Origin of the sequence: Streptomyces sp. CB01201, assembly GCF_002803085.1 — a bacterium.
Taxonomy (GTDB): Bacteria; Actinomycetota; Actinomycetes; order Streptomycetales; family Streptomycetaceae; genus Streptomyces; species Streptomyces hundungensis.
Window position 1 is genome coordinate 171746 of the sequence record NZ_NNBJ01000014.1, and the last position, 22106, is coordinate 193851.

The 22106-nt window shown below is 74.1% G+C and carries 14 protein-coding genes; 6 read left to right on the top strand and 8 right to left on the bottom strand.

What is annotated here, in order from left to right:
* The first annotated feature begins 24 nt into the window (after positions 1-24).
* The 6 genes from infB to CG740_RS27775 all read left to right on the top strand — a co-directional run bounded on the left by infB (position 25) and on the right by CG740_RS27775 (position 9865).
* Positions 25-3174: a translation initiation factor IF-2 gene (infB, locus tag CG740_RS27750; protein WP_100578007.1), complete on the top strand. Its 3150-nt coding sequence runs from the start codon at positions 25-27 to the stop codon at positions 3172-3174.
* 179 nt (positions 3175-3353) lie between these two features.
* Positions 3354-3647 carry a DUF503 domain-containing protein gene (locus tag CG740_RS27755; RefSeq protein ID WP_100578008.1) on the top strand — a complete coding sequence of 98 codons (294 nt, stop codon included), beginning with the start codon at positions 3354-3356 and terminating at the stop codon, positions 3645-3647.
* Positions 3648-3680: 33 nt separating this feature from the next.
* Positions 3681-4124 (top strand): 30S ribosome-binding factor RbfA, encoded by a 444-nt coding sequence (gene rbfA, locus CG740_RS27760; protein ID WP_100578009.1) that lies wholly within the window; start codon positions 3681-3683, stop codon positions 4122-4124.
* On the top strand, positions 4121-5026 hold the full coding sequence (gene truB, locus CG740_RS27765; RefSeq protein ID WP_100578010.1) for a tRNA pseudouridine(55) synthase TruB: 906 nt from the start codon (positions 4121-4123) through the stop codon (positions 5024-5026). Before rbfA ends, truB begins: the two co-directional genes overlap by 4 nt.
* Positions 5027-5282: 256 nt before the next feature.
* Positions 5283-8861, top strand: a complete 3579-nt coding sequence (locus CG740_RS27770; protein ID WP_100578011.1) for a S1 family peptidase — start codon at positions 5283-5285, stop codon at positions 8859-8861.
* 44 nt (positions 8862-8905) lie between these two features.
* A complete protein-coding gene (locus CG740_RS27775; RefSeq protein WP_100578012.1) occupies positions 8906-9865 on the top strand; it encodes a bifunctional riboflavin kinase/FAD synthetase in 960 nt (319 codons plus the stop codon).
* Here the strand turns inward: CG740_RS27775 and CG740_RS27780 are convergent.
* From CG740_RS27780 to eccE, 8 genes are all read right to left on the bottom strand, one after another.
* The gene (locus CG740_RS27780) at positions 9862-10869 is read right to left on the bottom strand and encodes an oligopeptide/dipeptide ABC transporter ATP-binding protein (protein WP_100578013.1); all 1008 of its coding nucleotides are present in this window, start codon (positions 10867-10869) and stop codon (positions 9862-9864) included. The genes CG740_RS27775 and CG740_RS27780 overlap by 4 nt on opposite strands.
* Positions 10866-11834: an ABC transporter ATP-binding protein gene (locus CG740_RS27785; protein WP_100578014.1), complete on the bottom strand. Its 969-nt coding sequence runs from the start codon at positions 11832-11834 to the stop codon at positions 10866-10868. The genes CG740_RS27780 and CG740_RS27785 overlap by 4 nt, the downstream gene beginning before the upstream one ends.
* On the bottom strand, positions 11834-12745 hold the full coding sequence (locus tag CG740_RS27790) for an ABC transporter permease (RefSeq protein ID WP_100578015.1): 912 nt from the start codon (positions 12743-12745) through the stop codon (positions 11834-11836). Before CG740_RS27790 ends, CG740_RS27785 begins: the two co-directional genes overlap by 1 nt.
* Before the next feature lie 70 nt (positions 12746-12815).
* On the bottom strand, positions 12816-13883 hold the full coding sequence (locus CG740_RS27795; protein ID WP_100578016.1) for an ABC transporter permease: 1068 nt from the start codon (positions 13881-13883) through the stop codon (positions 12816-12818).
* 3 nt (positions 13884-13886) lie between these two features.
* Positions 13887-15734, bottom strand: coding sequence for an ABC transporter substrate-binding protein (locus CG740_RS27800; protein WP_100578017.1), 1848 nt, complete (start codon positions 15732-15734; stop codon positions 13887-13889).
* A gap of 228 nt (positions 15735-15962) precedes the next feature.
* Positions 15963-19616 (bottom strand): SCO5717 family growth-regulating ATPase, encoded by a 3654-nt coding sequence (locus CG740_RS27805; RefSeq protein WP_199846594.1) that lies wholly within the window; start codon positions 19614-19616, stop codon positions 15963-15965.
* Positions 19617-19978: 362 nt separating this feature from the next.
* On the bottom strand, positions 19979-20713 hold the full coding sequence (locus CG740_RS27815) for a hypothetical protein (protein ID WP_100578018.1): 735 nt from the start codon (positions 20711-20713) through the stop codon (positions 19979-19981).
* Positions 20713-22074: a type VII secretion protein EccE gene (eccE, locus tag CG740_RS27820; RefSeq protein ID WP_100578019.1), complete on the bottom strand. Its 1362-nt coding sequence runs from the start codon at positions 22072-22074 to the stop codon at positions 20713-20715. Before eccE ends, CG740_RS27815 begins: the two co-directional genes overlap by 1 nt.
* Positions 22075-22106 lie beyond the last annotated feature (32 nt).

A 22106-nucleotide genomic window follows, 5' to 3' on the forward strand; every position in this document is an offset into this window, starting at 1 on the left:
TAACCCGGACCTAAAAGGAGCGAAGTGGCTAAGGTCCGGGTATACGAACTCGCCAAGGAGTTCGGGGTGGAGAGCAAGGTCGTCATGGCCAAGCTCCAAGAACTCGGTGAATTCGTCCGTTCGGCGTCCTCGACGATCGAGGCGCCGGTTGTACGCAAGTTGACTGACGCACTGCAGGGGCCCGGCGGCAACGCCGGCAAGTCCGCTGCCAAGCCCGGCGCGCCCCGCAAGGCCGCGCCCTCGAAGCCCGCGGCGCCCTCCCCGGCCGCCGCGGCACGTCCCGCTGCCCCGAAGCCCGGAGCCCCGGCCCCCAAGCCGGCCCCCGCCGCGCCTGCGGCCCCGGTCGCCCCGGCGGCTCCGGCGAGCAACACCCCCTCTCCGGCTTCTCCGGCTCCGGCCGCCTCGGGCCCCCGCCCGGGTCCGAAGCCCGCCCCGGCCAAGCCGGCCCCGGTCACCCCGGTGCCCGCCGCCGAGTTCTCGGCTCCGGCTCCGGCCCAGCCCGCGGCGCCCCAGGCCCCGCGTCCCGCCGGCGCCACCCCCGGCCCGCGTCCCGCCCGTCCGGCCCCGGCCGGTCAGCGTGACGGTGGCCAGCGCGACGGCGGCCAGCGCGACGGCGGCCGTGGCGGCGACCGTCCGGCCCGCCCCGCGGGTCAGGGTGCTCCCCGTCCGGGCGGTGCCCGGCCGGCCGGTCCGCGCCCCGGCAACAACCCCTTCACCTCGGGTGGCTCCACCGGAATGGCGCGCCCGCAGGCGCCCCGTCCCGGCGGCGGCGCACCCCGACCGGCCGGTGGCCACGGCGGTGCCGGTGCCCCCGGTGGCGCCCCGCGTCCGCAGGGCGGCCCCGGCGGCGCCCCGCGTCCGCAGGGTCAGGGCGGCGCCCGTCCGAGCCCGGGCGGCATGCCCCGTCCGCAGGGCGGCGCCCCGCGTCCCGGTGGTGCTCCCGGCGGTAACCGTCCCAACCCCGGCATGATGCCGCAGCGTCCCGCTGCGAGCCCGCGTCCCGGTGGCGGCCCCGGTGGCCGTGGTCCCGGCGGCCCCGGTGGCCGTCCGGGCGGCGGCGCCGGTCGTCCCGGTGGCGGCGGCGGCTTCGCCGGCCGTCCGGCCGGTCCCGGTGGCGGCGGTCGTCCCGGTGGTGGCGGCGGCTTCGGCGGCCCCCGTCCCGGTGGCGGCGCTCCCGGTGGTGGCGGCGGCTTCGGCGGTCGTCCCGGCTTCCAGGGCCGTCCCGGCGGCCCCGGTGCCCGTGGTGGCACGCAGGGTGCCTTCGGCCGTCCCGGCGGGCCCGCCCGTCGTGGCCGCAAGTCGAAGCGTCAGAGGCGCCAGGAGTACGAGGCCATGCAGGCCCCGTCGGTGGGCGGCGTCATGCTGCCCCGCGGCAACGGACAGTCCGTCCGTCTGTCCCGCGGTGCCTCGCTGACCGACTTCGCGGAGAAGATCAACGCCAACCCGGCGTCGCTCGTCGCCGTGATGATGAACCTCGGCGAGATGGTCACCGCCACGCAGTCGGTCTCCGACGAGACGCTGAAGCTGCTCGCCGACGAGATGAACTACATCCTCGAAATCGTCAGCCCCGAGGAGGAGGACCGCGAGCTGCTGGAGTCCTTCGACATCGAGTTCGGCGAGGACGAGGGCGGCGAGGAGTTCCTCGTCGCGCGTCCGCCGGTCGTGACCGTCATGGGTCACGTCGACCACGGTAAGACCCGCCTTCTGGACGCGATCCGCAAGACGAACGTCGTTGCGGGCGAGGCCGGTGGCATCACGCAGCACATCGGTGCGTACCAGGTCACGACCGAGGTCAACGAGGAAGAGCGCAAGATCACCTTCATCGACACCCCGGGTCACGAGGCGTTCACCGCCATGCGTGCCCGTGGTGCGAAGTCGACCGACATCGCGATCCTCGTGGTGGCGGCCAACGACGGTGTGATGCCCCAGACGATCGAGGCGCTGAACCACGCCAAGGCGGCCGACGTGCCGATCGTGGTCGCGGTCAACAAGATCGACGTCGAGGGCGCGGACCCGACCAAGGTGCGCGGTCAGCTCACCGAGTTCGGTCTGGTGGCCGAGGAGTACGGCGGCGACACGATGTTCGTCGACATCTCCGCCAAGCAGGGCCTCAACATCGAGTCCCTCCTGGAGGCCGTGGTCCTCACCGCCGATGCCTCGCTCGACCTGCGGGCCAACCCGGAGCAGGACGCGCAGGGTATTGCGATCGAGTCCCACCTGGACAAGGGACGCGGCGCCGTGGCGACCGTCCTGGTCCAGCGAGGCACCCTGCGGGTCGGCGACACCATGGTGGTCGGCGACGCGTACGGCCGAGTCCGCGCGATGCTCGACGACAAGGGCGAGAACGTGGAAGAGGCGGGTCCCTCGACCCCGGTCCTCGTCCTCGGTCTCACCAACGTCCCGGGCGCCGGCGACAACTTCCTGGTCGTCGACGAGGACCGTACGGCCCGTCAGATCGCCGAGAAGCGCGCCGCCCGTGAGCGCAACGTCCGCTTCGCCCGCAAGGGTGTGCGGTTCTCCCTGGAGAACCTGGACGAGGCCCTCAAGGCCGGTCTGGTGCAGGAACTCAACCTCATCATCAAGGGCGACGCGTCCGGTTCGGTGGAGGCTCTTGAGTCCTCGCTGCTCCAGCTCGACGTCGGCGACGAGGTCGACATCCGCGTCCTGCACCGCGGTGTGGGTGCGGTCACCGAGTCGGACATCAACCTGGCGACCGGCTCCGACGCCATCGTCATCGGCTTCAACGTCCGCGCTGCGGGCCGCGCGGCCCAGATGGCGGACCGCGAAGGCGTCGACGTCCGGTACTACTCGGTCATCTACCAGGCGATCGAAGAGATCGAAGCGGCCCTCAAGGGCATGCTCAAGCCGGAGTACGAAGAGGTCGAGCTCGGCACGGCGGAGATCCGCGAGATCTTCCGCTCGTCCAAGCTGGGCAACATCGCCGGTGTCCTGGTCCGGTCGGGCGAGGTCAAGCGCAACACCAAGGCGCGCCTGCTGCGCGATGGCAAGGTCATCGCGGAGAACCTCAACATCTCCGGTCTGCGCCGCTTCAAGGACGACGTCACCGAGATCCGCGAAGGCTTCGAGGGCGGTATCAACCTCGGAAACTTCAACGACATCAAGATCGACGACGTCATCGCGACGTACGAGATGCGCGAGAAGCCGCGCGGCTAGTCCGTGCAGCCGATCCGTACCCCTGGAGGCGCGGCCTCCTGAGGAACGCGAAGTCGGGGCCGATCGGCGGGAAGATATTTCCGTCGATCGGCCCCGGCCGTTCCGGTACGGTTCTTGGTGTCCCTGCCAAAGCTTTGGCGGGGCCCTCCAGCCCGTACCGGCGGGACATCCGGACATACATGTATGTGGGGACACTGTCCTTCGATCTGCTCCTCGGCGACGTACGGTCGCTGAAGGAGAAACGCTCCGTCGTCCGGCCGATCGTGGCCGAGCTCCAGCGCAAGTTCGCGGTGAGCGCGGCCGAGGTCGGCGACCAGGATCTGCACCGCAGGGCCGAGATCGGCCTGGCGGTGGTGTCCGGGGACACGGGGCACCTCACAGACGTACTCGACCGGTGCGAGCGGCTCGTCGCCGGCCGGCCCGAGGTGGAGCTGCTCTCGGTGAGACGCAGGCTCCACAGCGACGAAGACTGAACACTGAGCAAGGCTTGAGAAGGAGAAGGACCAGTGGCCGACAACGCGCGGGCGAAGAAGCTGGCGGACCTCATCCGGGAGGTGGTGGCCGAGAAGCTGCTGCGTGGCGTCAAGGACCCGCGCCTCGGAACGCACGTCACCATCACGGACACCCGGGTCACCGGCGACCTGCGGGAGGCCACGGTCTTCTACACGGTGTACGGGGACGACGAGGACCGGGCCGCCGCCGCGGCCGGCCTGGAGAGCGCCAAGGGCATCCTGCGCTCCGCGGTCGGCTCCGCCGCCGGCACCAAGTTCACGCCCACCCTGACGTTCATCGCGGACGCGCTCCCCGAGAACGCCAAGACCATCGAGGACCTCCTCGACAAGGCACGGGCCTCCGACGCCGCGGTGCGCGAGGTGTCCTCGGGCGCCCAGTTCGCCGGTGACGCCGACCCGTACAAGAAGCCCGGCGACGAGGACGACGCCTCCGCATGAGCACCGCAGCAAAGACGCCCGACGGACTTGTCATTGTCGACAAGCCGTCGGGCTTCACTTCGCACGACGTCGTGGCCAAGATGCGCGGCATCGCCAAGACCCGCCGCGTGGGCCACGCCGGCACCCTCGACCCGATGGCGACCGGGGTGCTCGTCCTGGGCGTCGAGCGGGCCACCAAGCTCCTCGGCCACCTCGCCCTCACCGAGAAGGAGTACCTCGGTACGATCCGACTCGGCCAGGACACCGTGACCGACGACGCCGAGGGCGAGATCACCTCGTCCACGGACGCCTCCAAGGTGACCCGCGAGGGCATCGACGCGGGCGTCGCCGAGCTGACCGGCGCCATCATGCAGGTGCCGTCCAAGGTCTCCGCGATCAAGATCGACGGCAAGCGGTCCTACGCGCGGGTGCGCGGCGGCGAGGAGTTCGAGATCCCGGCCCGCCCGGTGACCGTGTCCTCCTTCCGCGTCTACGACGTCCGCGAGGCCGTCGCCGAGGACGGCACCCCCGTCGTCGACCTGGTCGTGTCCGTCGTCTGCTCCTCGGGCACCTACATCCGCGCGCTCGCCCGCGACCTCGGGGCATCGCTCGGCGTCGGCGGCCACCTCACCGCGCTGCGCCGCACCCGGGTCGGCCCCTACGGCCTGGACGCGGCCCGCACCCTGGACCAGCTCCAGGAGTCGCTCACGGTCATGCCGGTGGCGACGGCCGCGGCCGCCGCCTTCGCCCGCTGGGACGTGGACGCGCGCCGCGGCGCGCTGCTGCTCAACGGCGTACGCCTGGACATGCCGGACGAGTACGAGAACGGCAAGCCGGTCGGGGTGTTCGGGCCCGAGGGCACGTTCCTCGCGCTCGTCGAGAGCCAGAAGGGCAAGGCCAAGAGCCTGGCCGTGTTCGGCTGAGCCGGCCACCGGGGAGAGCGAGCGCCGACCGCACGCCGTGGAGCGGCCGTGCCGGCCACCGTGGAGCGGCCGTGCCGGCCACCGTGGAGCGGGCGGCGCGGCCCGCTCCACGATCCCCCTCGCAGGGGGTCTATCCGCGACGCCCGGGCGATTCACTCCTACGGGCAGGCGCTCGGAGTGAAGGGCGGGAGCGCAGGGGGGCGCTTTCCCCCGATCTTCTTCTCGGGCGGATCACCGCAGAACTACCGTTTCGGACATGGGACGCGGTGCTGGGGGCGAGGGCGCCAAGACGCTCGTACGGATCTGTGATCTGGCCGGACGGACCCGGGGAACGGGCTTCGTCGCCGACGACCGGGGGACCGTCGTCACCAGTCACGAGGCCGTCGACGGACTGAGCCGGGTCGTGCTGCACGCCCCCGGCGAACGCACCTGGCTCGCCGAGGCCGACGACCTCACGCCCCTGCCCGAAGCGGGCCTCGCCCTCGTACGCACCGACGGGCTCGGGGTGCCGCCGCTGCCGGTCTCCTCGCGCACCGGAATCGAACCGGGCAGCTATGTGCGCGTCGCCGCCCACGGCTGGCGTGAGGCCCGGGTGCTCGGCACCTCGGCCGTCACCTACACCGCCACCGACCGCTTCCACCTCCTGGGCGGTGTACTGGAGTTGGCGATCGGCACGGCCGGCAGCGAGGCCATGCGGCTCGGCGGCGAGGCCAGCGGGGGACCCGTCGTCGACACGGTCACCGGCGCCGTCCTCGGCGTCGTCGGCACCGCGCTGCACGCGGCCCACCAGGCCTCCGGTTTCGCCGTGCCGCTGCGCGCCGAACAGGGCCCGCTCGCCGAGCTGCTGCGCCGCAACGCCGCCACCGTGCCCGCCTACGGCGCCGACCTCAACCTGGCCGGCGTCCTCCAGCTCACCGCCACCTCGGTGGGCTCCGCGGGCGGCCCCCGCCCCTGGCAGGACCCGGTCGAACGGCCCGCCACGGCAAGGGAGTTCGCCGCCTTCGACACCGGCGATGCCCTGGTGCTCGGGCTCGTCGGGGACCCCGGCACCGGCCGCACCACCGAACTCGCCGCCCTCGCCGCCCGGCGGGCCCGCGGCGCCGAGCCCGCGCCCACGCTCTGGCTGCGCGGCGCCGACCTGCGCGCCGACGACACCTGTGTCGCGGACGCCGTCGGCCGCGCCCTCGCCCACGCGGCCCGCATCGTCGCCGCCGGGGTGGCGCGCGGCGAGGAGCCGGCGGCCACCCCCGACCGCCTGGCCCACCTCGCCCGCGCGGCCCGACGCCCGCTGCTGGTCCTCCTGGACGGTCCCGAGGAGATGCCGCCCGTCCTCGCCCACCGCCTGGCCGAATGGACCGCCGGGACGGTGGAATGGCTCGGCGCGGCCGGGGCGCGCCTGGTCGTCGCCTGCCGGCCCGAGCACTGGGAGCAGGCCGGCGCCCACTACCCCGAAGGCGCCCTGCACCCCGCCCGGCTGCCCCGCCTGCCCGACGGGGTGCGCGTCGGTGACCTCGGGCACAAGGAGGCCGCCCGGGCCCGCGAGCGCTACGGCATCGCGGAGGGCGCGCTCGGCGACCGCGACGCACGCCACCCCCTCACCCTGCGGCTGCTCGCCGAGGTGCGCGCCGCGCTGCCCGCCGAGCCCGAGGGGCGGCCGGACCGCGAGGAGGTGTTCTCCGCACACCTGGACCTGATGTGCCTGCGCATCGCGGTGCGCGTCGCCGCCTCGGCCCGCCCTCCGGTGCGCGGCCGCGCGGTGCGCCGGCTCGCGGCCCGCGTCGGCGGACAGGTGCACGAGGCGGCCCGGCGCTGCCTGGGCCCCGGCCAGGGCGAGCTGGACCGGGAGTCGTTCGAGGAGATCTTCCCGTGGCGGACCGGCTCGGCCTCCGCGGTGCTCACCGAGGGCCTGCTGGTGCCCGCCGGTGCCGGCTACCGCTTCGCGCACGAGGAGCTCGCCGACTGGGTCCAGGCCGGCCACCTCGACCTGGACGCCGCGCTGTACGCCCTGGTGCACCGCTGGGCCGACGAGAGCGACCCGGCGACCGTCGTCCGGCTGCCCTCACGGGACGCCCACGGCGCCGTGGTGCCCGGCGGCCATGTACCGCCCCCGCCCGGCTCGGGGCCCGGCCCCGCCGAGCGCTCCCTGCCGGTGCCCCGGCACCGCATCGGGCCGGTACTGGAGGCCATGCTGCTCCTCGGCAGCCGGCACGGCTCCACCCAACTCGCCCTGAAACTGAAGGAGTTGGTGGCCGCCCTCGACCGGACGCCGGTCAAGGGAGCGGACGGCGAACGGTTCGCGGACGCCCAGTGGTGGGCCGTCCACCTCCTCACCGAGACCCTGCTGCGCGTCCCCGACGCCCGGCCCTACCAGGAAGTGCTGCGGCTGCTCGCCGACCGGATCAGCCACCGGTCCCTGCACGGGGGCGGCCCCGCCGACCTGGGCGCGCTCGGCGCGTTCGGGCCGTGGTTCTGGATGCGGCTGCGCCTCGGCGAGGACGGCAGGTTCGAGCTTCTGCGCCGCCTGGTGCCGGCCGACGGGGTGCCCGGCGCCGCGCCCGGCTGGGAGCGCTACCTGGACGCGGCCGACCGGCGGCTCGCCGCCGAGCCCCGGACGGTGCAGCCGCTGCTCTGCCGCTGGTTCGGCGACGAACGGCCGCTGCCGGTGGCGCCCGGCACCGAGGTGCGGCCCACCGTCGCACGGGCGGCCCAGGCCCTGCTGTACGCGCGCCGGGCCCTGGCGGTCGACGACCTCACCGAGGCGCTGGTGGCGACCGACCACGTACGCGCCGACGAACTCCTCACCCAGCTCGCCGAGGACGAGCCGTCCGCGCTGTGCCGGGCCGTGGACCGCTGGGCCCACGACGACCGGCCCGAGCGGCGCGCCGCGGCCGCCGCCCACGGGCCGCGCGTGGCCCTCGGCATCCGCACCCCCGCCGACCGCGCCCTCCTGCGCTACGCGGCCCTCGCGCTGCTCGCCCGCCCCGAGGACGCGCCCCTGCACGGCGCGGCCCTCGCACTCCTGGTCCGCGACCCCGGCACCCGCGCCCGCTACCTCGACCGGGCGCTCGCCGCCTACACCGCGGGCGACCCGGCGCTGCCCGCCGCCGCGCTCGCCACCGCCCTCACCACCCACCCCGAACCCGTGCTCGCCGCCTTCCGCGCCCGGCTGCACGAGGCCGGCACGGACGCGGCCGATGTCCTCGGCGCGCTCGCCGAGATCAACACCCCCGCCCTCGCCCGGCGCGCCGCGGCCCTCGTACAGGAACACGCCGAGCACCACCCGGAGGCCGCCGGGCCGACGGCCGCCTTCGTGGAGCGGCGGCTCGCCTACGGCCCGGCGGCCCGCGCGGTGCTCTTCCCGATGGTGACCAGCCTGCTGCGCGGCCCCGCCCACCCCGTCCGGCGCGCCCTGGCCCCCGTGCTCGCCGCCCCCGGCACCCGCGCCTCGCGCCCGCTGCGCGCCGAGCTGCTCGACGTCCTGCTCGACTTCGAGCGCTACGAATCCCGCGACCCGGCCGTGGTCGACGCGCTGCTCGACGCCGCCGCGCACGGCTCGGGCGAGCGGGCCGAGGCCCGCACCCGCGACCTCGTCCACCGCACCGGGCTCCTGTTCGTCCGGACGCCCGAAGGCGCGGCCCGTTTCGACCGGCGCCTGGTCGAGCTGTGCGAGGAGGTCCCCGGCTTCGCCGCGCAGGTCGCCGGATGGCTGATCCAGGCGCCGCACGAATGGGCCGCGGTGGTCGGCCCGGGCGCCCGCCGCGCGGTGGAGACGCTGGGCAGTCCCATGCCGATGCGATCCCGGGCCGCCGGGCATGGCAGTCTTAGACCTGCATAACGCGTAAGGGTCAACGACGTACACGGGTTCGAGGAGCGGTCACAGTGCAGCGCTGGCGTGGCTTGGAGGACATCCCCCAGGACTGGGGACGCAGCGTCGTCACCATCGGCTCCTACGACGGGGTGCACCGCGGACACCAGCTGATCGTCGGGCGGGCCGTGGAGCGCGCCCGCGAGCTGGGCGTACCGTCCGTCGTGGTCACCTTCGACCCGCACCCCAGCGAGGTCGTGCGCCCCGGCAGCCACCCGCCGCTGCTCGCCCCGCACCACCGGCGCGCCGAACTGATGGCGCAGCTCGGTGTCGACGCGATCCTGATCCTCCCCTTCACCAGCGAGTTCTCCAAGCTGTCGGCCGCCGACTTCGTGGTGAAGGTCCTCGTCGACAAGCTGCACGCCAAGCTCGTCGTGGAGGGCCCCAACTTCCGCTTCGGACACAAGGCCGCGGGCAATGTCGAGGTGCTCGCCGAGCTCGGCCGCGGCTACGACTACGAGGTCGAGGTCATCGACCTGCGGGTGCGCGGCGAGGCGGGCGGCGGCGAGCCGTTCTCCTCCACGCTGACCCGCCGCCTGGTCGCCGAGGGCGACATCGAGGGCGCCGCCGAGATCCTCGGCCGCCCCCACCGCGTCGAGGGCGTCGTGGTGCGCGGCGCCCAGCGCGGCCGCGAACTCGGCTACCCGACGGCCAACGTCGAGACCCTGCCGCACACCGCGATCCCCGCGGACGGCGTGTACGCGGGCTGGCTCACAGCGGACAACGAGCGGATGCCCGCGGCCATTTCGGTCGGCACCAACCCGCAGTTCGACGGCACCGAGCGCACGGTGGAGGCATACGCCATCGACCGCGTCGGCCTCGACCTGTACGGCCTGCACGTCGCCGTCGACTTCCTCGCCTATGTGCGCGGCATGGCCAAGTTCGACTCCATCGAGGACCTCCTCGAAGCGATCGGCAACGACGTGAAGCGCTCCAGCGAGCTGATCGAGGCGTACGAGGCCGAGCGCGGCTAGGGCGCCGGGGGCACCGCCCCCGCACGCGCCGCCGCCCAGTGGCAGGCGACCCGCGCGGCCGGGCCGCCCGCCAGGACCGGCAGGTCCTCGGTGCGGCAGCGGTCCGCCACCCCCGCCCGCTCCGCCTCGCCCGACGCCAGGACCTGGCAGCGGGCGTGGAAGCGGCAGCCGCCCGGAACGCGGGAGGGGTCCGGGGGCTCGCCGGTGAGGACCACCGGGTCGCCGGGGAACTCCGGCAGGACCGACAACAGGGCCTGGGTGTAAGGGTGTTGAGGGTTCGTCAGGACGTCTTCGACCGGGCCCGTCTCCACGATGCGGCCCAGATACATCACCGCCACCCGGTCCGCGATGTTCCACGCCAGACCCAGGTCGTGCGTCACGACCAGCGCGGACAGGCCGAGTTCGTCCCGCAGGCGCAGCAGCAGGGCCAGGATCTCGCCGCGCACCGAGGCGTCCAGGGAGGCCACCGGCTCGTCGGCGACGATCAGTTCGGGGTCCAGGACCAGCGCGCCCGCGATCACCACCCGCTGGCGCTGACCGCCCGACAGCTCGTGCGGATAGCGCGGGAAGAACCGCTCCGGCGGGCGCAGCCCCGCCCGCGACAGGGCCCCGGCCACCAACTCCCGCTCGGCACCCGGCGATCCGTGGATGCGCAGGCCCTCGGCGACCGCGTCGTACACCGTGTGCCGGGGGTTGAGCGAGCCGCTCGGATCCTGGAGCACCAACTGGACGCGCCTGCGGTACGCCTTGAGGGCGCGGGCGTGGTGGTCGAGCGGGCTGCCGTCGAAGACGACCGTGCCGCCGGTCGGGGTGACCAGGCCCAGCAGGGTGCGGGCAAGCGTCGTCTTGCCGCAGCCCGACTCGCCGACCAGGGCCACGATCTCGCCCGCGCCGACGGTGAGTTCGACACCGTCGACCGCCCGGGCCGGCGCCGCGCCGCGCCGCCCGGGGAAGGTGACGCGTAGCGCGGACGCGGCGAGGAGGGGAGCCGTGGTGGTGGTCATGCGGTGCTCCTCGGCAGAAGATCGGCGTGCACACAGGCCGCCCGGTGCTCCGGACCCGCCTCGCGCAGCCGCTGGTCGTCGACGGCGCAGACGCCGATCGCGACCGGACAGCGCGGATGGAAGGCGCAGCCCGGCGGCAGCGCGGACGGGTCCGGCGGATCGCCCGGCAGGCCCCGGGGCGCCCGGCGCGAGGCCGGGTCGCCGACCCGGGGGAAGGCGGCGGACAGCGCCCGGCCGTACGGGTGCCGGGCCGCCGCGTGGACCTGGCGCGCCGGGCCCTCCTCGACGACGCGGCCCGCGTACATCACCGCGAGCCGGTCGCAGGTGTCGGCGAGCACCGCCAGATCGTGACTGATCATCAGCAGGCTGATCCCCCGGTCGGTCACGAGCCGGTCGAGCAGCCGCAGGATCTGGGCCTGGATCATCACATCGAGGGCCGTCGTCGGCTCGTCGGCGACGATCAGCTCGGGGGCGCAGGCAAGGGCCATCGCGATCATCACGCGCTGGCGCTGGCCGCCGGACAGCTCGTGCGGATACGCGTCCGCGCGGGCGGCGGGCAGCCCGACCTGTTCGAGCAGTTCGCGGGCCCGGGCCCGGGCGTCGTCCGGCCCGGCCAGGCCGTGCAGCAGGATCGGCTCCGCGAGCTGGTCGCCGACGCGGTGCACCGCGTTCAGGGAGTGCATCGCCCCCTGGAAGACGATGGAAGCCCCCGCCCAGCGGACCGCCCGAAGCCGCCCCCACCGCATGCCGAGCACGTCCTCCCCGTCGAGCAGCACCGAGCCGGTCATCGTCGCCGACGACGGAAGCAGCCGCAGCAGCGCCATCGCGAGCGTCGACTTCCCGCACCCCGACTCGCCCGCCATGCCCAGTTTCCGGCCGGGCGCGAGCGTCAGGTCGACACCGCGCACGGCCGCCGCCCCGTTCCCGTACGTGACGTGCAGGTCCCTGATCTCCAGCAGGCTCATCAGGCCCCCAGCTTCGGGTTGAGCACGGCCTCCACGGCCCGGCCGCACAGCGTGAACGACAGGGCGACCAGCGCGATCGCGAGGCCGGGCGGCGCCAGATACCACCAGTGCCCGGAGGAGACCGCGCCCGCCTCACGGGCGTCCTGGAGCATCCCGCCCCAGGAGACCACCGTCGGATCGCCCAGGCCCAGGAACGCGAGCGTCGCCTCGGTGAGGATGGCGTTGGAGATGCCGAGCGTGGTCTGCGCGAGGACCAGCGGCATCACGTTCGGCATCACATGCCGGGACATGACATGGCCGTGCCCGCCGCCGAGCGCACGGGCCCGCTCGACGTACGGGCGGGACTCCACCGCGATGGTCTGCGCCCGCACCAGCCGGGCCGTCGTCGGCCAGGACGTCACGCCGATCGCCAGGACCACCGTCCAGACGCTGTGCGACATGACGGTCGCGAGCACGATCGCGAGCACCAGCGTCGGCATCACCAGGAACCAGTCGGTGATCCGCATCAACGCCGTCGCGAGCCAGCCCCCGTAGTGCCCGGCGAGGATCCCCACCAGGGTGCCGATCGCCACGCTCAGCGCCGCCGCGAGCAGCCCGACCGCCAGCGAGATCCTGGCCCCCCAGATCAGCAGGGCGAGCAGCGAGCGCCCGAACTGGTCGGTGCCGAGCGGGAAGTGAAGGCTGGGCGACTCCAGCGCGGAACCGGGCGCACGCGTCACGCTCTGGACGTCCCCGCCGACGGTGAGCGGTGCCGTGAGCGCGAGCAGCCCGATGACGGCGAGGCCCGCCAGACCGTACAGGCCCGCCCGGCGCGTGCGGTACGCGCGCCAGAACCGGGCCGCCGCATCGCGCCGGCGCGCCCGGGCCGGCGAGGCCGCCCGGCCACCGCCGGGTGCGGCGGTCGTCGTCATCGGCCCGCCTCGTCGTCGTGCACGGCGGTCCTGGTCATGGGCGCAGGGCCGGTCCGGTACGCGGTCGTCGTCATCGGCCCACCCGGGGATCGAGGAGCGGATACAGCAGGTCGGCCAGCAGGTTCATCAGGATCATCGTGCCGGCGAACACCACGAACAGGCCCTGCACCAGCGGGAGATCGGGCACGCTCAGCGCCTGGTAGAACAGGCCGCCCAGGCCCGGCCAGGAGAACACCGTCTCGACCAGGATGGAGCCGGCCGCCACATGGCCCAGGTTGATGAACAGCATCGTGACCGTGGGCAGCAGCGCGTTGGGCACGGCGTGGTGGCGGCGCACCAGCGCGTCGCGCAGCCCCTTCGCGCGGGCCGTCGTCAGATAGTCACCGCCCATCTCGTCGAGCAGCGAGGACCGCATGACGAGCAGGGTCTGCGCGTACTGCACCGCGACCAGGGTCGTCACGGGCAGCACCAGGTGGTGCGCGACGTCCAGGACATGGCCCCAGCCCCTCGCGTCGCCCGACTCCATGCCGCCGGTCGGGAACAGCCCCGGGACCGGGCCCGTCCCCACCGAGAACGTGATGATGAGCAGCAGCCCCAGCCAGAACGAAGGTACCGACCACAGGGTCAGCGCGAGGCCCGTGTGGAACCGGTCGCCGAGCCCGCCGGCGCGCCAGGCCGAGCGGGTGCCGAGCCAGATGCCGAGCACCGAATACAGGACGACGGCCGTGCCGGTCAGGAGCAGCGTCGCCGGGAGCTTCTCCGCGATGAGCGGGCCGACCGGCGCGTGGAACTGGTACGAGGTGCCCAGGTTCCCGGTCAGCGCACCGCCGCAGTAGCGCGTGAACTGCTGCCACAGCGGCAGATCGAGCCCGAACTGGCCGCGCAGATAAGCCAGTTGCTCGGCCGAGACCTGGCGGCCGTGCGTCATCGTACGGACCGGGTCGCCGGGGATGATCCGGAACAGGAAGAAGCTGGTGACCAGGACGGCGAACAGGGACACCACCGCCCCGGCCAGCTTGCCGCCGGCATAGCGCGCGGAGGTGAGCGCCCGGCCCGTGGCCGCGAACCGGCGCCCCCGCGGCCCGGTGTGCGCCTCGGCGACCACCGCGGGGGTGTCTGCCGGACTCGCTGTCGTCATGGCCTACTCGCGGTCGTCGGCGCCGGCCCGGCGGCGCAGCACGAGGAAGGAACCGATCCCGGCGAGCACGGTCACGCCCGCCACGCTGCCGAGGACGGCACCCGCCGGGGAGCCACCGCCCGGCTGCGCGGCCGAGCCGCTCGCCGGGACCGCCGACCACCAGCTCCAGTAGCCGTCCTGACCGTAGATGTTGCCCGCGGCCTCGGGCATCGTGGTGATCGACTCGATCTGGTCCGTGCGGTACGCCTCGACCGCGTTGGGGTACGCCATGACGTTGATGTACCCGGTGTCGTACAGCCGCGACTCCATCCGCTTGACCAGGTCCGCCCGCTTGGCGGTGTCGTACTCGGCCAACTGCTTCGCATACAGCTCGTCGAACGGCCGGTCGCAGACGAAGTCGTCCGTCTGCCCCGTCGCCTTCGGGGTGGCGGGCCGCGCCGCGCAGGTGTGGATGGACAGGACGTAGTCCGGATCGGGGCTCACCGAGTAGCCGTCGAGGGCCAGGTCGTACTCGCCGGACATCCAGGGGTCGGTGACGTTGTCGACGCAGTCCACGGTGAGTCCGATGCCGAGCGCGGCCCACCATTCCTGGAGGTACTTGGCCACCGCCTTGTCGTTGGGGTCGATGGCATGGCACAGCAGCCGCAGGCCGAGCGGCCTGCCGTCCGGGCCGGCCCGCCGGCCGTCGGGGCCCGTGCGGTAGCCCGCCCGGTCGAGCAGCGCGGCCGCCTGCGCCGGGTCGTACGCGATCTTCTGGTCCGGGGCCGGCCGCCAGAAGTAGTCGGCGAACCGGGGCGGGACATAGCCCTCGCCCTCGACGGCGTGCCCCTGGAAGACCTTGTCGACCAGCATCTTGCGGTCGATCGAGGCGAACAGGGCCCGGCGCACCCCGGGGTCGAGCAGCGCCGGGTTGCCGTCGCCGAACCTGGTGCCGTCCCTGGACTGCGCGCCCGGGTTGGTGGCGAGCGCGAAGAAGCGCCGGCCGGGGGCGTCATTGACCTTGATGTGGCCGGCCGACTTCAGTGAACTTGCCTGCGCGGGGGTCAAGTTGGAGACGAAGGACACCTCGCCCTTGCGGAGCGCCGAGACCGCGGCGTCATTGTCCTTGTAGTACTTGAAGACGAGCTCGTCGAAGCGGGGCGCACCCCGCCAGAAACTCTTGTTGGGCCTGAGCTTGATGTACTGGTCGACCTTGTAGTCGGTCAGGACGAACGGCCCGTCGCCGACGACGGGGAACCGCCGGTCGTTGTTGAACGTGGTGAAGTCGCCGACCTTCTCCCACACGTGGCGGGGCACGATCGGCACGTCCAGGGCGGTCATGGTCGCCTGGGGCCGCTTGAGCTCGACGACGAGAGTCGTCGGGTCGGGGGCGGTGACCCTCTTGAAGTTCGCCACGAAACTGCCGCCCGCGGTCGCGGCCCCCCGGTCGCTCATCATCTTGTTGAACGTCCAGGCCGCGTCCTCGGCGCCGACCGGCCGGCCGTCCGACCACTTCGCGTCCGTACGGATCGTGTACGTCCAGGTCAGCTTGTCCGGTGAGGTGTTCCAGGCGGTGGCGAGCCCCGGGACCGCACGGCCGTCCTTGGCGTCGTAGTCCGTCAGGTACTCGTACATCAGCCGGTGCACGCTGGTGCTGATCAGCCGCTGGGCGAGGAAGGGGCTCAGCGAGTCGACGCTCTGGGAGACGGCGACGGTGAGCACCTTCTCACCGCCCTTGGCGTCGTCGCCCGCCGCGCCCCGGGCGGGGAGCGCGGCCGTGGCGGTCAGCGCCAGGACGGCGACTCCCACGGCCACCCGGCGGCCGGGCCGCGACGGTCGGGGGGTGTCGCGCGACGGGACTGTTCTTGCCATGGACGGTGACCTCGCGTCATCACTCGCACGGAAAAGCAGGGTTGAGCGCCGGCGGAGCGCCGGTCGAACAGGAGGTGGTGGCCGGTTTGGGCGCAGGTCTATCAGCGTGGTCTAGACGTGTCAACGAGGCATCGCAGGCCATTCGCGGGCCATGTGGTCTGCGAAAACACCAGAGGGCCCGCACCGTTTCCACGGTGCGGGCCCTCATTGGTCCAGTCCTGGGCCGCTCTACTGTTGCGGAGCTGACGGCGGCTGCGGAGCGTGATCGCCGCCGTCCTCACCCGTCTGCGGCTGCGGCGGCTGAGGCTGCCAACCGGCGGGCGGTTGCGGGGCGTTGGGGTAGGGCTGGCCGGGGGCGGGCTGCCCCGGCTGGGGCGCGGGCATCTGCCCCGGCTGGGGCATGGGCATCTGGCCCGGCTGACCGGGCTGCCCCGGCTGTCCCGAGGGGGCGGGCTGGGTCCCGTACGGCTGGCCGGGATAGGGCTGACCCGGGTAGGGCCGGCCGGGCGGCGCCTGCTGCGGGAACGGCTGCCCCGGCGCGGGCTGACCCGGGGCCGGCTGGGGCTGTCCGGGGTAGGGCCCCGGCTGGGCCGCGCCGGGCTGGGGCTGTGCCTGGCCGGGGAACGGCTGGGCGGGAGCCCCCTGCCGGCCCGGCATCGGCGGGGCCATGTGCGGCGGCGGGTTGAGACCGTCCCCCGTCCACAGCCCTTGCTGCTGCTGGGCGCGTACGAAGTCCTCGGCCACCAGCGCCGAGAGGTTGAAGTACGCCTCCCGGGTCTTGGGCCGCATCATGTCGAGGTCCACCTCGGCGCCCGCCGACAGGTGCTCGTCGAACGGCACCACGACCACACCGCGGCAACGCGTCTGGAAGTGCTGCACGATGTCGTCCACCTTGATCATCTTGCCGGTCTCGCGGACGCCGGAGATGACGGTGAGGGAACGCTGGACCAGCTCGGCGTAGCCGTGTGCCGAGAGCCAGTCGAGCGTGGTCGAGGCGCTGGACGCGCCGTCCACCGACGGCGTCGAGATGATGATCAACTGGTCGGCGAGGTCGAGCACCCCGCGCATCGCGGAGTACAGCAGACCGGTTCCCGAGTCGGTCAGGATGATCGGGTACTGCTTGCCGAGGACGTCGATCGCGCGCCGGTAGTCCTCGTCGTTGAACGTCGTGGACACCGCGGGGTCGACATCGTTCGCGATGATTTCGAGCCCGGACGGCGCCTGCGAGGTGAACCGGCGGATGTCCATGTACGAGTTGAGGTACGGGATCGCCTGGACCAGGTCGCGAATGGTGGCCCCGGTCTCACGACGCACCCGGCGGCCGAGCGTGCCGGCATCGGGGTTGGCGTCGATCGCCAGGATCTTGTCCTGCCGCTCGGTGGCCAGGGTCGCGCCGAGCGCGGTCGTCGTGGTCGTCTTGCCGACACCGCCCTTGAGGGAGATGACAGCGATCCGGTAGCAGGACAGGACCGGCGTCCGGATCAGGTTGAGCTTGTGCTGCCTGGCCGCCTCCTCCTTCTTGGCGCCGGGCTTGAAGCGCGAGGCCCCGGCTGCCGGGCCCCGGCTGCTCTTCGCCTTCGGCTTGTTGTTGCGCAGCAGCCGGTCGGAGGACAGCTCGACGGCGGCCGTGTACCCGAGCGGAGCGCCCGGGTTCGACCGCTCCCGCTGGTCGTGCGCGATCGGCGCGGGCCAGGCCGTACCGGACCGGGGGTCGACGGGCGGCGCGGGGGGCGCCGGCTGGGCGTGCGGGTCGACGGGCCCCTGCGGACCCGGCTGCGCCGGGGCGGGCTGCCCCTGTATGGGCCCGCCCTGCGGTACGGGCTGACCCTGCTGCGGGAAGCCGTAGCCGCCCTGCTGTGCGGCAGCGGGGGCCGGGGGAGTGTTCGGGTGCGGGAAGCCGTAACCGGCCTGCGCGGCGCCGGGCATGGGGCCGGGCTGCGGTGCGGACCCGGGCTGCGGTGCGGCCGGGATCGGGGCCTGGGCCTGGGCCTGGGCCGGTGGCGTGGCGGGGTACGGGAAGCCGTAGCCACCCTGCTGGGCGGGGGCGGGGGCGGCCGGCGGGGTGTTCGGGGCGGGGTTCGGCCCGGTGTTGGGCTGCGGGAATCCGTACCCACCCTGTTCGGCGGCGGGGGCGGTGTCGGCGGCGGGGGCGGCCGGAGGGGTGTTCGGGGCGGGGTTCGGGTGGGGGAAGCCGTAACTGCCCTGTGGCGTAGGGGAGTTGGGTGCGGGCGGTTGGGGGACGACCCCCGGTTGACCCGGTTGACCCGGTTGACCCGGTTGACCCGGTTGGGCCTGCGGGGCTGGCTGACCCTGGTGCGGGAAGCCGTAACCGCCCTGCTGTGGGGGCTGGGGCTCCTGCGGCCACCCGGGGGCTGCCGGTGCGGCCCGGTCCGGGAACGGACCCGGCGCCGGCTGCGCCTGAGCCTGCGGCTGTACCGGCCACTGGGGCGCGGCGGCGGGCGTGGCGGGCTGGAACGCCGGGGGCAGCGGCGGGAGTCCGGGCTGCGGCCCGGCGGACGCGGCCCACGGCTGATCGGTGGGGGGCGCGTCCTGCGGCTCCACCTCGGGGGCGTCCGGGGCGACGGCATCCACGGGCGGTACCGCGTCCGCGACGGGGGCCGCCTCCGCGACCGGCACGGCGTCGGCGACCGGTGCCGCGTCGATGAGGGGTGCCGCGTCCGTGAGGGGCGCGGGCGGGGTGGGCTCCGGAGTGGCTTCGGCCTCTGCGGGGACGGCCTCTGCGGGGACGGCGTCTGCGGGGACGGCGTCGGTGGGGACGGCGTCCGAAGGGGTGGCGTCGACGGGGTGCTCGGCGTCGAAGGGGGGACGGCCCGGCTCCGGGGCGGCCGGGCTGTCGCTCGGCGCGCTGCCGCCGGGGGAACGGTCGTGGGCGTCGTCGCGGGCGTTCTCGTGCGCGTCGCCGGACGAGCGGAGGTCACCTTCTTCGACTTCTTCGACTTCTTCGACTTCTTCGGCTTCTTCGCCGTCGTCGGCGGCCGACGGCGCCTTGGGAGCATCATCCGCGGAGGCCAGGGTCGACAGTGTGCCGCTGGGACGCCTGTTGGGACCTTCGTTGAAGGGATCGAAATCGTCGAAGCCGTCCGAAGCGCCCGGGCCGTCCGAGCTGTCGGAGTTGGCCGAATGGCCGGAGTCGGCGGAGGCGTCGAGGGCTTCGGGGCTCTCGGGGGCGGCGTTCTCGGCCGAGGGTGTCACGGTCGCCGGGCTCGCCGGGGACGCCGGGATCGGCTCGTACGCCGACGCGGTGGCTGACGGCACGTCAGAAGCAGGGGAAGTGGCGGGCGGAGCCGGGGGCGTGGTCGGCGCGGGCGCGGATGCGCCGCGTGCCGCGGCGGCCGCCGCTTCGAGCTGCTCGAACTCCCGCTTGAGGGCGGTGGGTGAGAACCGCATCGTCGCGCCGCTCTCGATGTCGCCGCCGCCGAAGGCCTGGTCCTCGTCCGCCGGGCGCGGAGCCTGGGGTGCGGGCGGGGCCGGGGGTGCGGGTGCCGAGAAGGCGGCCGGGGGAGCGGCCGGCGCCGAGGGGGCCGGAGGCGGCGGCGTGGTCGCCCAGTGCGGCTGCCAGCCGCCGTCGTCCGGGAGGCTCGGCACGTTGACCGGTGCACCGGTCGGCGGGGGCGGCGGCGGAAGCTGAGCCCCCGCGTTCCCGCTCTGCTCGCCGAATGGTGCCGGTGCCGGTGCCGGTGCCGGAGCCTGAGCCGGTGCGGCCGGAGCCTGCGCGGGCGGGGTGTCCTGTGCACCCTGGGTGTACCAGGCGGGCGGGGTGTAGTCGATGGTGAACTCACCCGTGGTCTCGGGATCGGCGTCGGACCGATTCTCGTCGCGCGCGTTCCCGCCGGTGCGGAACTGGTCCTGGTCGCTGTTCACCGGTTTCCTTTCGTTTCGCCTGTGACCGGGTCGTGGGCCGTGGGTTTCCTGGACGTGTGCGGGCCGGGGCGGGGCAACCCCCGTGTGCGGGGCACGGAGTCGTGCACGGTCGCCCGCCTCTGTCCCCACCGCGAGCGCCGCGCCGTCCGGAACGTCGGACGGCGTGCGTCGCCGTGGAGTCCCTGCCCCCGGTCCGTCCCACCCTAATCGTCGTCAATAGTGGTGCGGCAGGCCCGGCCGCCCCGAGTACCTGTCCCTTTCGTCACCCTCGCCTCATGCGTGCCGTGTAAGTGGTCGACAGGAGGCGGAGCTTGTGGGGCGAAACGGTTGGATTGGGTCAACTTGCGCTGCTGTGGCGGGGGTCAGTCGACCCGTCGGGCGTTCCCCAACAATCCGGTCTCGGTGTCCGTCGCCTGCGTCATCGCGAAGGTGCGGTCGTGCTTGTTGCACCAGAGCGTCACCCCGTCGGCGAGCGTGGGGAGGGCTTCCTGTTCCGTACGCGGCAGGTTCATGATGCGGCCCGTGCGGGCGGCCTCGTCCGGCGAGACCCGCTGCACACCGACGAGCCGCGCCTGACGGATGAGCCGCGGGGCGACGGGGCTGACATAGGGGAGCAGGGTCAGCACCGCCTGCCAGGGCGCCGAGACCACCCGGCCGCGCGGCGGACGCATGCCGCAGTCCCGCACCACCAGGACCGGTTCGCCGGCCGAGGCGCCGAGCGGCGGCACCCGGCCCACGTCGTGCACGGTCAGGCCGCTCCGGCTGGCGATCGCGTGCACCAACGGGTCCCAGGCCTGCGGCCGGCCGGTCTCCACCGCGACCCGGACGCCGGTCGCGGCCGCCCGCAGTGCGAGCACCTGGGCCGTCCACAGCCCGCCGATGAACACGATGTCGTACGCGGTTGGCCGGCTCACCCCGAGCACCGCGGGCCGTCCCGCGGCGTCCACCCCGACGACCACCCCGTCGTCGCCGATGGGCAGGGCGAGCGCGTCCAACTGGTCGGTGGACAGGGTGTGGCGACGGTGGCGGGGCCCGATCAGGCCGAAGCCGGTGCGCGGTTCGCGGCGCGGACCGGGGGCGGGTGTCGTCGTGGCCATCAGCGGGCGCCTCCGAAGGGCAGAGTGGCGAGCACGCCGGGCAGCTGCTCGTGGTCCAGCGCCACGAGCTGGGCCCTCGCCTCCCGCGCCGAGCTCTCCAACGCCCGCCGGGCCGTGCTCAGTTCGGCTTCGTTGCGGCCGGTCACCCGCAGGTGGCCGCTGACGCTGCTCTGCCGGGCACCGGCGCGGGCGATCGTCAGGCTGAACGTGGTGGCGAGGGCGGGCGCCGCGGTGAGCAGGGCCACGAGTTGCTGCAGACCGCCGGCCCCGGCCCCGGTGTCGATCCTGGGCCAGCGGCGGACCCAGTACGTGGCGTGCCGGCGGTTGTCGCAGCGCCAGGACCGGCTCGACTCCTCGGTGCGCTGCTGGGGAGTCTCCGCGCGGGCCGCCTCCGCGGTGACCAGCGGGTTCGCGCAGGCCGACGTGGCCACCGCGTCCGCGAGCTCCTCCTCGGTCAGGACCGTGGCGTTCAGACCGGCCCCGGTCAGCCGGCTCGCCAGGTGCAGTGCGGTACGGGACGCGCACTTCTGGGCGCCGGCCAGGCCGCCGCCGCGCGCGGCCACCGCCTCGGGGCACAGCTCGGGATTCAGCTTGAGGGCGATCCAGGTGATGCGGACCGCCGGCGAGGCCGTCCGGGCGTGCAGCGGCGCGTAGTTGGTGACGGCCAGGGACTGCTGGGGCAGCCGCAGCGCGGGCGCGGGCCGGGTGTGCAGCACGATCTGCGCCGATTCGAGCCGGATGTCATCCACGTCCAGCGCGTCCCGCACCAGGGCGAGTGGCAGCGGGCGTTGACCCCGCTCGGTGTGCAGCGCCGTCGCGTCCGACTCCACCTGGAGGACGGTGGTGAGGAAGCCGCCGTCGCCGATCATCCCGATCGGCCGCCGGTCGCGGCCGCCGTGGCTGTAGCTGCGCAGCGTGGGATCGCACTCCACTGCCGGGGCGAGCCCGGGCAGCGTGCCCGGCGGCACCACGACCTCGCCGGCCCGCTTGCGCCGGGCGCGCAACGCCCGCGCGGCGCAGACCAGTTCGGGCAGCGAACGCCCCCGGCGGCGCACCACCGCGAGCAGTACCAGGGCCACCGCGACGACGCCCGCCGGCGCCAGGGCCATCGGGCCGACGGCCCGGGCCGCGAGCAGCAGGGCGGCGGCCGACTCGATCAGGACAAGCTGTTGCAGCCGGAACGAACCGGAGCGCCCGGAACGGGACTTGAGGTGGAGCGTCACCGCCCCGACGGCCGCGGTGGTCGCCGCACGGGGGGCCGGGGAGGACGGCTCCGTGCGCGCTCCGGAGCGGGCGGCCGCGGTGCCCGGCGCGGGTGCCCCGTTACGGGAGCGCGAGCGCGTCCCTGTCGGCGAAACCATCCGTCAACCCCCCCGAAATCCCTCGAAGCGCC

Excerpts from the sequence above, each read along its gene's own strand:
- CG740_RS27800 (WP_100578017.1), bottom strand. The coding sequence starts at position 15,734 with ATGGCAAGAACAGTCCCGTCGCGCGACACCCCCCGACCGTCGCGGCCC.
- CG740_RS27790 (WP_100578015.1), bottom strand. The coding sequence starts at position 12,745 with ATGACGACGACCGCCGCACCCGGCGGTGGCCGGGCGGCCTCGCCGGCC.
- CG740_RS27770 (WP_100578011.1), top strand. The coding sequence starts at position 5,283 with ATGGGACGCGGTGCTGGGGGCGAGGGCGCCAAGACGCTCGTACGGATC.
- CG740_RS27795 (WP_100578016.1), bottom strand. The coding sequence starts at position 13,883 with ATGACGACAGCGAGTCCGGCAGACACCCCCGCGGTGGTCGCCGAGGCG.
- CG740_RS27755 (WP_100578008.1), top strand. The coding sequence starts at position 3,354 with ATGTATGTGGGGACACTGTCCTTCGATCTGCTCCTCGGCGACGTACGG.
- CG740_RS27780 (WP_100578013.1), bottom strand. The coding sequence starts at position 10,869 with ATGACCACCACCACGGCTCCCCTCCTCGCCGCGTCCGCGCTACGCGTC.
- CG740_RS27815 (WP_100578018.1), bottom strand. The coding sequence starts at position 20,713 with ATGGCCACGACGACACCCGCCCCCGGTCCGCGCCGCGAACCGCGCACC.
- eccE (WP_100578019.1), bottom strand. The coding sequence starts at position 22,074 with ATGGTTTCGCCGACAGGGACGCGCTCGCGCTCCCGTAACGGGGCACCC.
- truB (WP_100578010.1), top strand. The coding sequence starts at position 4,121 with ATGAGCACCGCAGCAAAGACGCCCGACGGACTTGTCATTGTCGACAAG.
- CG740_RS27785 (WP_100578014.1), bottom strand. The coding sequence starts at position 11,834 with ATGAGCCTGCTGGAGATCAGGGACCTGCACGTCACGTACGGGAACGGG.